The organism is Cellulophaga sp. F20128, from assembly GCF_023015805.1.
Lineage (GTDB): Bacteria > Bacteroidota > Bacteroidia > Flavobacteriales > Flavobacteriaceae > Cellulophaga.
The window spans coordinates 1-3,803 of the sequence record NZ_JALKBA010000042.1 but is presented as its reverse complement, the minus strand read 5'-3'; the positions used below and the strand labels follow the sequence as shown (position 1 = coordinate 3,803).

The 3,803-nt window shown below is 39.7% G+C and carries 1 protein-coding gene; it reads left to right on the top strand.

Features of this window, described 5'->3' with window-relative positions; genetic code table 11:
• Nucleotides 1-3,803, top strand: a 3,803-nt coding sequence (locus MWU65_RS17305; RefSeq protein WP_247079937.1) for an Ig-like domain-containing protein, incomplete at both ends; no start/stop codon positions are given.

Sequence of the window (3,803 nt, the reverse complement as noted above, 5' to 3'; positions counted from 1 at the left end):
GACCCTTCTATTTGTCAAGATTTAGATGGGGATGGGTGTGACGATTGTTCGGCTACATCAAATACAGACTTTAGCGCTGGTAATAATTTTGATCCAGACAATGACGGTACAGATACCGATGGAGATGGCATTTGTAATAGTAACGATGAAGATGATGATAATGATGGAATAACCGACATCGTTGAAGGATCTACAGATTTTGATAATGATGGCATTCCTAATAATGAAGATTTAGACAGTGATAATGATGGGATTCCAGATGTAGTAGAAACCGGAAACGGTAATTTAGATACTGATGGTAACGGTTCTATTGATGCTGCAGAAAGTAGTGCAGGGAACAATGGGATTCCAGATGTAGTAGAAGTTGGAGGTATTGACGGTGGCGGTGGGACGACAGTTCCTGTAAATAGCGATAATATAGGTGGTGCTAATTATTTGGATATTGATTCTGATAATGATGGTATTAAAGATTTGGTTGAATCTCAATCTGATGCAGCTTTAGTTCAAGCAACCGGTAATGATTCGGATAACGATGGTATTGATGATTCATTTGATATCGATAACGGAGGAGCTTTTACAAATGTGCTCGAAAATTATGATACGGATACGCATCCTGATTATTTGGATTTGGATTCTGATGCCGATGGAATCGTAGACAATATAGAATGGCAATCTACTTCTGGATACCTTAGCCCGAGTGCTGATACCGATGGAAATGGATTAGCAGATAATTACGAAACAGCACCCGGGTCAGGAATATCCATATATGAGCCAGAAAACATTGGTGGCTTAAGTAATCCTGATTTTAGGGATGACAATTCAGATAATGATTTATATAGTGATTCTATAGAAGTTTACGATCTTGATGGAGACAATGTTGCTGATATTTTTCCTTCCGGAAACGACACGGATAATGACGGTTTAGATGATGCCTTTGATCTTAGTATTAGTCCCACTAATGGAATTGCGGACGTAAATGGAGCTACCAACAATAACCAAGATGTAACTATGTTCCCAAATGATCAAAATCCGGCTACAAGTGAAGTCGATTTTAGGGAAGCGATTGGGTTTGCAGATTCAATCGATACAGATGGTGATGGCGTTAATAATGATAAAGACATTGATGATGATAATGACGGTATTCTAGATTATGTAGAATCCTTAGGTTTTAAACCTACAGATACTCAGGCTGATGATTGTGGCATTCCACCTGGTTCCTTTGTTGGAGGTACTTATGTAGATGGTTCGGGTTCTGGACCAGGCACTATTAATGCTGAATATCTCTTCTCAAACGTTGTTACATCTAGTTTAGGAGATTTAGATGCTCTTGTTGTAATTTCAGCAATGAATAATGCTACTTTGAACTCCATTGACGATACTTCAACAGGAAACAATGATGCTTGGCAACCTAGTTTTGACGTAGGAACTGTAGCTAGCGTAGCTGGTGAGACCGGAAGTATAACATTTAATGTAATTTTATTGGCAGCTGGAACTAATATCCATGTTACGCTTATTCGATTTGGCGGAGTAATTTATGATATTGATGGCGCAAACACCAAGGAAAGTGTTACACTTGCTCGTCCTGGATTATATGCTGTAGATAACAACAGTCTACTAACCGTTACAAAAAATTCAGCGGTAGGTACCACCACTTTTGATGGACCTGCACAAACTTGGCCTGGGGTTAATCTAGGACCAAAATTAGCGGTATATTTTAATTATTACGATACGGCAGATTTCACGATTACTTTTTCTGGTGAGCTGCAATCTGACTTTTTGTCAAATGATTATTTAGGTTCTGTTTTATTTCAGACATGTGATATCAATGGGTTGTTTGATCCATCAAATACAACCTCCTCAAACAATACTGCGGGCTTACCTCTTAGTACTGCCTCAGGCCCAGGTTCTTTTCCTGTATTCACAGTAAATGACGGAATAGATTCTGACGAGGATGGTATCCCAGATGCTTTCGATATCGATGCAGACAATGATGGAATTCCAGACAACGTAGAAGCCCAACTTACCTCTTCTTATGATGCTCCTAATTCAGATGGTGATGATGATGGTTTGGGAGAATCATACGAGGGGGCCGGAAATGAGGGACTAACCTTTATTGATACAGATGGCGATGGAACACCTGATTATTTGGATTTAGACTCGGATAATGATGGAATTACTGACACTAAGGAAGCTGGCTTTACAATAGCCACAAACAATACGGATTTTGATCAAGATGGTTTACTTAATGCCTATGATGATGTTGATACTACGGGGCTCCCGTTTGATTCAAATGACGACCAAAACAACGGCGCTTCTGACCTACCAAATTTAGCCATCACTTCAACCCCCGAAGTTGATTACAGAGAAGTTGGTATTGATGATAATGATCTGGATGGAATCGCCGATGCAGTCGATTTAGATGATGATAACGATGGAATTTTAGATACATTAGAAACTTCTGGTGGCGTTGACCCCAGTGTGGATACTGATGCTGATGGAATACTGAATTATAGAGATCTTGATTTTGGTGTAGATGCCAATTCCGATGGTATTGTAGATGTTTTTGACACAGATTCTGACGGTGTTCCAAATCATTTCGATTTAGATGCTGATAATGATGGAATTTATGATGTGGTCGAAGGCGGTAGCGGACAACCGTTTGCTACTGGACGTTTGCTTGGAGCTGTAGGTACTGACGGTATTCCGAATTCAGTACAAGCGAGTGGACAACAAAATAGTGGTACGGTAAATTATACCCTTTCAGACTCCGAAACGACACCAGATGGGATTGCAGATTATTTAGAATTAGATGCCGATGGTGATTTATGTTTGGATGTTATTGAAGCTGGCTATACCGATCTTGACGCCGATGGAATTTTAGGAGATACCCCAACTACGGTAAATTCAGATGGTATTGTAACAGGTACAAACGTTACTGACGGCTATACAACCCCAAACAATGAAGATAGTGGTTCTAATGCGCAGTACGATTTTCAACAACCAGGTGTTACTCCTACCCTTGCAACAGCTGCAGATCACCCCCAAGATGTTCTTACAAATGGTAGTTCAGCTGAAACATTTTCGGTAACAGCGACGGGTTCTAGCTTAGCATACGAATGGCAGGTAGATGATCAGTTGGGTGCTGGTTTTGTTACTATTGATGATACAAATAATTCTGATATCTATACAGGAAGCACTACTGCAACATTAATATTAACTGGTATTACTTCTGCCGATAATGGATATGAATATCGGGTAATTATTACGGAAACATCCTTCAAATGCTCACCGATAACATCCAATACTGCAATATTAACGGTTGATGTAATAGCACCAACTGTGCCTACTGTAGAACCTCAAATTACCAATGATACAACACCTGTGTTAAATGGTGAGGCCGAAATTGGAAGTACTGTAACCATAGTAGTAGCCGGTGCAACTTATATCACTACTGCCGATACATTTGGCGATTGGACAATTGATACCGAAACAGCTACTCCTGATATTGGCTCGTACAATCCAAACATAAATGGTGCAAATGAAGTAGAGGTGACTAGTACAGATGCCGCTGGAAATAGTACAGTAGATCTGACTACCTTAGAATTAATTATAGACACCACTAATCCCATAGCCCCAGTAGTAACTAGCATTACTGACGATTCAGGAGCTATTACAAATGACGGTATTACAAACGATAATACATTGATATTTACTGGAACAGCAGAACCAAATGCTTCCGTAGAAGTATTTATTGATGGTGTTAGTATTGGATTTACAACTGCAAATGGATCTGGAAACTGGTC